We start from the raw sequence: 6,914 nt of genomic DNA on the forward strand, positions 1-6,914 counted from the left end.
TTTTATACATAAATGCAAAACTGTATAGAATGGTTTAGACATTTTTGTAAAAACGGAGCCAGGTGATTGAGATGAGGACGCCCTACCCATTCTATAATCCATTTCTGCGGGAGTTGATGCAGTCATTGCCGGAAGAGCCGGTAGTGCGAGAAGTGCCGGATATGAAACATGCCGACTATACGACCGGTTCGATTCGCCTTTTTGACTACGTAAAAACAAAGCAGCATGCGAACCCCATTGTCATTGTGGATGATCAGACCGGTGAACCGTGTGGTTGGGTTTCCTCTGACAGCGTATTTAAGGCGTTATTTACATCGCTACAGCAAAGCATCTCTTTTTACGAGGCGGTGCTTAATACAGTGGACGACTCCATTACGATCGTAGATGAGAAAGGTATTGTGATTGGCTGGAATAAGCAGGCGGAAACAATGTATAACATTGCTCCAGCCGATATTATTGGCCAGCATATCACCCGCCATTTTAAAGAGGATGCAGTCATGCTGTTGAAGAGTATCCACGACGGCAGTTCCATCTCGCAGCACTATAATCAGCCGCGTGAAGGAACCCACGTACTTGTCAACACATCCCCGGTTGTATTGGACGGCCGAATTATCGGAAGCCTATCAGCTGAGAAAGACATTAGCGACGTAGTGCGTCTCCATGATAAATTATCAAGCGCAACAGCACACCTTCACGATTTGGAAAAAGAGTTTTATTCAGAACAGCAGGATCAGCCTTTTCATCGAATTAAAGGAAAAAGCATCACCTTGCAGAACGCGGTTAACCTGGCGCAAAAGGTTGCACCGACAGATGCGACGGTTCTTATTACAGGAGAAAGCGGTGTGGGAAAAGAATTGTTTGCGGAAGCCGTTCATATGGCGAGCCACCGGGCAAATAAGCCTTTTGTCGCGCTAAACTGCGGGGCAATTCCGGCCGCCCTCTTTGAAAGCGAACTGTTTGGCTACAAAAAGGGGGCGTTTACCGGCGCTGTAAGCGAGGGGAAAAAGGGGAAAATCGACCAGGCGGAGGGCGGTACGCTATTTCTCGATGAAATAGGGGAACTGCCACTTGAACAGCAGGTTAAACTGCTGCGCGTTCTGCAGGAAAAACAGTTTTACCGCGTAGGCGGCAGCGAGCCAATCCCTGCGAACGTGCGCTTTATCGCCGCGACCAATCGCGACCTCGAAGCAATGGTCGCTGCCGGACAATTCCGCCAGGATTTATTCTACCGGTTAAACGTAGTTTCTATTTCGGTGCCGCCTCTGCGTGAACGGACAGAAGACATTTATGAACTCGTCCATTTGTTTTTAAAGGAATTTGCGTTGAAATACAATAAGCCGATTCCGGAAGTCAATCCGGAAGTTTTCACGTTATTTATCCGGTACCCGTGGCCTGGAAATATTCGCCAGCTGCGCAATATGGTGGAGCGGCTTGTCATTTTAAACGACCTGAAAATCGAACCCGAGCACCTACCGGAGGGATTTCTGCCGACGATAACGAACCCTCTGCCAAAAAAAGGACTGCTACCCGAACCTACACTCACCCAACCGCTCCAGCCGGCCTATTCGCCGCAAAACGAATACCAGGAGCTGGTTGACGCGCTGCGTACCACGTATGGCAATAAATCGGCCGCCGCCCACCTGCTGGGCATTTCCCGGGCCACCCTCTACAACCGGCTAAAAAAGTACGGGCTGGATGTGTGAAACATTATTTATTTCGTGTACGGGGTCGAGGCCCATGGTACTGATAAAAATAGCTTTTAATATTTCCATTGTACAGCTTGCGGTTTTTATCGGCTTTTCTGCCGAAGAATTGTTCGAATTCCGGGAAGGACGTTAGGATGTAATACGACCAGCCATCAAGCCCGGCAAATACCTGGCCCATCGTCTTATATAATTGTTCAACTTCCTTCTTCTCGCCTAATCTTTCGCCGTAGGGCGGGTTGCAGATAATCGAACCATGGCTCGCCTTCGACGAAAGTGCATGAACCGGGAGCCGCTTAAACGTAACCGCATCCTCCAGCATCGCTTCTTCCGCGTTTTCTTTTGCAATGTGAATCATTTCACCATCAATATCAGTTCCGCTTATTTCCAGTGGACGGTCATAATCGGCCAGGTCGTGTGTTTCACGGCGTGCGTCCTGCCAGAGCGTGCGGGAAATAGCCGGCCAGTCTTCACATACAAATTCCCGGTTCATCCCCGGAGCGATGTTGCGTCCGATCATCGCCGCTTCAATCGGAATCGTGCCTGAACCGCAAAACGGGTCATGGAGCGGGAAATCGGGGCGCCATCGTGCCAATTGAATCATGGCGGCTGCCATCGTTTCTTTCAGCGGCGCGCCGCTGATTAGGCGACGATAACCACGTTTATGTAAACCAGGACCTGTTGTATCAATCGTGAGTGTTGCTATATCTTTATGCAGCGCCACTTCAATTTTATAGAGCGGGCCGTTTTCATCAAACCAAGATTTATGATAGCTCTGCTTCAAACTTTCTACGACAGCTTTTTTTACGATCGCCTGGCAGTCTGAAACGCTAAACAGGGTCGATTTCACTGACTTCCCTTCCACCGGGAATTCCCCATTCACTGGAATCCATTCGGCCCATGGGAGAACTTTCGTTTTTTCAAACAGCTCGTCAAACGTGAGCGCTTTAAATTCCCCTACTTTCAACCGTACCCGGTCAGCCGTGCGCAGCCAGAGATTTGCCCTGCAAATGGCCAGCTTGTCCGCCGTAAATGTGACTTTTCCATTCTCTACCTTTGCTCCCTCGTAGCCGAGCTTTTTCACTTCTTCCGCTACCACCGACTCCAGCCCGAACGTGGAGGTGGCAATGATGTCAATTTTACTCATATGGCACTCCTTGAAATCCTATAGAAATTATTTCTAATATATTGTAACACAAATTCACGATGGAAAATGAGGTTGGTTACATACAAAAAGAGCCAATCCGCATGGAAATAATGCGGTATCGGCTCCATTTTTCTTTCGTTTATGAATTTGGATTTTTTTCCTTATCGTTTCGTCCCATGCTACGCATAATCCAGCTTGCGATAAGAACGAGTACAATGGCACCAATGATAGCGGGAATAATAAAAAATCCACCGATGACTGGCCCCCAATGCCCCAGTAAGGCTGTTCCAATCCAAGCTCCGATAAAACCCGCGATAATATTGCCAATGATTCCTCCTGGAATATCACGCCCCATTATAGCACCGGCAATCCAACCGATAATTCCTCCAACAATCAATGACCAAAGAAAGCCCATAATCTATGTCCTCCTCTTCATTTGGTATGTTTAGTATTTACCTCAAATCAAAAAAAATTACACATCATTTTTTTTAAAAAATTTCCAGGTTACTTCCAGTTATGTGCTTTCCACTTTTTATTTATCGCACCTGTTTCCGATTAGGCAATCGCTGAATAAGATAGCGTGAAAAAGTAAGGAGGGATAACTTTGGAAATTTATGTAGTGAAACCCGGGGACACCCTGTGGACTATCGGAAGAAAGTTTGGCGTAACACCGACCGAGATTGCACGTGTCAACCGGGTACGAACACCCGACCGGCTTGTTGTAGGGCAAGCGCTTGTCATACCAACAGGTACAAAGCGATATACAGTCAAACCCGGTGACAGCCTCCAATCAATCGCGCAAGGGTATGATGTCAGCGAAGCGGCTCTTCTGTCAGTAAATCCCATTGCGCCTCCGTATTCTTTACATGTAGGGCAAGTGATTCATATCCCTTCAATCAGAAAAAAATATGGCCCAATTGAGACAAATGGTTATTTGCTTCCAGGAAACGATGAACGAGACAGACGAATCATCGAAGAAGTTGCGCCTTATCTAACCTACCTTACACTGTTTAGCTACCGGGCCCGCCCGGACGGCAGCTTAGAACCGCTAAATGACACAAACGCCGTACGAACCGCACTTGCCAACCGCATTGCCCCGATGATGGCGGTTACGAATTTTGCTGAAGGAAATTTTAGTCCCGATCTTGCAAGCGACATTCTTACAAATACAACAATTCAGGACCGGCTATTTGCCAACATTTTGACCACTCTACAAACCAAAGGATATCGGGTACTTAATATTGATTTTGAACACATTTATCCCGAGCAGCGAAATCTGTACAATAACTTTCTACGACGTATTACGGCCTTTATGCATGAACATAATATCCTCGTCTCTACCGCACTCGCCCCGAAAAATTATGATATCAAGCGCGGGGCATGGCACGGGGCACACGATTATGCGGCTCATGGGCAAATCGTGGACTTTGTTATCATTATGACATATGAGTGGGGCTGGAGCGGAGGACCTCCAGTAACCATAGGCATGCATATAATTGCCGGAATAAATCTGTACTCAAATACAAATATATATGCTTAATCTTATCTCGGGGTAGACAAGCATATGTTGTTTCTGTATATACTCAAAGTGCTTTGTGCTGAATAGTATTCCGAACCTCTTTCCACATTTTTTCAACTTTTTTACCATAATACCATTTTGTTGTCCCGCCGATTATCAGGAAAGTATTCTCAACGAAGCTGCACCTACGTATTTCTCCTTTTGGCGCAGCCCCTCATCGATTATAACAGATGTTGAGTTGTTCGTTTGGTTCCTGTATCTTTGCCGCGTCGATTTAGTACCGCGTAGAGCGGCAAGCCAATCAGGGCAATAACGATCGCAAGCAAGCTGTCCTTCGGATTGGTAAAAATCGTGCTGATGACGATAAATGCAGAGCCCACGATTGCAATCAAAGGAATAAACGGATAGAACGGAACACTGTAGGACCTGGCGCTGCCCGCGTCGCGCCTCCGCAAAATAAATACCGCGATAAACGCTTGAATATAAAATATATATACGACAAAGATGGCCAAATCAGACAGGCGATCCGGATTGCTCACGAGCATCATAAAGATGGCGATGGCCATCTGCAGGATAGTGGAATTAACCGGCGTACCGAACTGAGGATGCACTTTCGCAAGCAGTTTCGCAGCCGGGAGCTGCCCCCGTTCCGCCATCGCGTATGGAACACGCGGAAACGTGAGGATTTTACCGTTTAAACATCCGAAAATTGAGATGAGAATTCCTACCGAAATTAATTTGCCGCCAATCGTGCCAAACAGCACCGAAGCAGCGGTTCCAGCCGCATTTTCCCCCAGAGCAACAATTTTAGAAGCCGGGAGAACATGGAGCAAAGCAACGTTGACGAGAAGATAGGCAACGGTTACGATGGATAAACCTCCGATAATGGCTTTGGGCAGCAACTTCTTCGGATTCTTCATTTCACCCGCGACAAAACCGACGAGCATCCAGCCATCGTACGCCCAGAGGGTAGACAGAATCGCTTCACCCATTCCGCCTGACACCGGGACGCCACTTGATACATTCAAAATTTGTCCGTTTCCTTTTAAAACCCCGAATACTGCAATCAGCGCAATCGGAATTAATTTGGCAATCGTTGCGATACTTTGTACCGCACCCCCATACTTTGTCCCTAAACTATTAACTGCGCCTAAAAAGACAACGGCTGCAATCCCTACCGCTGCTTTCCATTCGATTGACAAACCAAATACGTTTACGAGCAGCGAGCCGAAATAAAGGCCAAGGGCACCGATAATAGCCGGCCCGTAGATGACCGTCTGTACCCAACCGCTGAGAAATCCCCACACCTTGCCATATGTTTCTTCGAGATACACATACAAACCGCCTGTTTTGGGAATTTTCGTGCTCAACTCCGCAACCGTCAATCCGCCGGCGATCGTGATAATACCGCCTAAAATCCATGCCCACATAGCCATGGTCGAGCTGCCGGAAGCTGCAATTACCTTACCCGGCTTCATAAAAATACCCGAGCCAATTACCGTGCCAATTACGATTGACATGGCAACAAAGAGCCCAATGTCTTTCTTTAACTGACCCTCCGTATTGTAGTCCATAAATGTCCACCCCTGGCAAACATGTGTGTGTTTGATAAGTACTCCTTCCGTATCATAGCATACTTTTTTGATAAACTTGTTTTTTGTTAAATTCATATCATTATCACTTATCTAATATCAAACACGTTCATAATTAGATGGCGGAAAAAACACTCCGGCCGGTACAAAAACGAGAATTGTGCCTGAATGAATGCCTGCATTTGTTTAATTTTTAATAGAGCGATTAAGGGACTTGTGTTACTGATAATCTTACTCATTTATTTATCCTTTTGGAAATATTTCTGGATGGCTGTGTTATCATCATCAACATGCTCGTCCGTATACTCTGTCCAAGGTATTTTTTTACTCGATAAAATTTTTATTTTTAAGATCCGCAGAGAACGTATTTTTTTCATCTTACCATATAGTTCAAACCAGTCCTATGTTAACCTAGGTAGAATTTCCTGATACCTAGGTTATCCTTGAATTCGAATAGTTGGCAAAATGTCGAAGTCTTTTGTGAAACACTCGACCCAAAAAGACATATTATTCAGCTTACCATCATTATAATGTTATTAACATCAAACATAACACGGGGGTAAGCTGCCAATGGTGAGAACGAATCCAACGATTGAACCTCTCATGGCTAAAGTCACGAGATTCTTGGGTAGTCCGCTCTACTGGGCAGAATTAGTACATGATGTACCACCAAGCTATCCCCGCAGTTCCTGCGGTTACTGCGATTATGCAGATAGTAGTCTTTTGCCTTCGGCAAGAATATTCAAACTTGCGTTTACATCCCTGTCCCATTCTCTATGACAAGAAGGACACTTCCATTTTCGCAAGTTAAGATCTTTAACCTCTTTGTTTTGGTATCCACAACACGAACAGAGCTGAGAGGAAGCAAAGGTTTTACCTACGGCAACGACAGTACGTCCATACCACTTTGCTTTGTATTCAAGCATCGTTCTGAATTGATACCAGGACACTTC

6 protein-coding genes are annotated in these 6,914 nt (G+C 46.1%); 2 read left to right on the forward strand and 4 right to left on the reverse strand.

What is annotated here, in order from left to right:
* The first annotated feature begins 71 nt into the window (after positions 1–71).
* Positions 72–1,703 (forward strand): sigma-54 interaction domain-containing protein, encoded by a 1,632-nt coding sequence (locus H525_RS0121895; protein WP_245590548.1) that lies wholly within the window; start codon positions 72–74, stop codon positions 1,701–1,703.
* A gap of 4 nt (positions 1,704–1,707) precedes the next feature.
* On the opposite strand, the gene H525_RS0121900 is transcribed toward H525_RS0121895, so the two are convergent.
* Together H525_RS0121900 and H525_RS0121905 are read right to left on the reverse strand one after the other, a co-directional pair.
* Positions 1,708–2,850, reverse strand: a complete 1,143-nt coding sequence (locus tag H525_RS0121900; RefSeq protein WP_027417947.1) for a THUMP domain-containing class I SAM-dependent RNA methyltransferase — start codon at positions 2,848–2,850, stop codon at positions 1,708–1,710.
* A 139-nt stretch (positions 2,851–2,989) separates the two neighbouring features.
* The gene (locus H525_RS0121905) at positions 2,990–3,265 is read right to left on the reverse strand and encodes a GlsB/YeaQ/YmgE family stress response membrane protein (protein ID WP_027417948.1); all 276 of its coding nucleotides are present in this window, start codon (positions 3,263–3,265) and stop codon (positions 2,990–2,992) included.
* Between the two features lie 189 nt (positions 3,266–3,454).
* Between H525_RS0121905 and H525_RS25180 the strand changes: the two genes are divergently transcribed.
* The gene (locus H525_RS25180) at positions 3,455–4,390 is read left to right on the forward strand and encodes a LysM peptidoglycan-binding domain-containing protein (RefSeq protein ID WP_051331232.1); all 936 of its coding nucleotides are present in this window, start codon (positions 3,455–3,457) and stop codon (positions 4,388–4,390) included.
* A 200-nt stretch (positions 4,391–4,590) separates the two neighbouring features.
* Here the strand turns inward: H525_RS25180 and H525_RS0121915 are convergent, their stop codons facing one another.
* Positions 4,591–5,943: an APC family permease gene (locus H525_RS0121915; RefSeq protein WP_027417949.1), complete on the reverse strand. Its 1,353-nt coding sequence runs from the start codon at positions 5,941–5,943 to the stop codon at positions 4,591–4,593.
* Between the two features lie 722 nt (positions 5,944–6,665).
* Positions 6,666–6,914 (reverse strand): zinc ribbon domain-containing protein (locus tag H525_RS26830; protein WP_155837523.1); only part of this gene is annotated, 249 nt, incomplete at its 5' end.

Origin of the sequence: Aneurinibacillus terranovensis DSM 18919, assembly GCF_000430625.1 — a bacterium.
GTDB classification, from domain to species: Bacteria; Bacillota; Bacilli; order Aneurinibacillales; family Aneurinibacillaceae; genus Aneurinibacillus_B; species Aneurinibacillus_B terranovensis.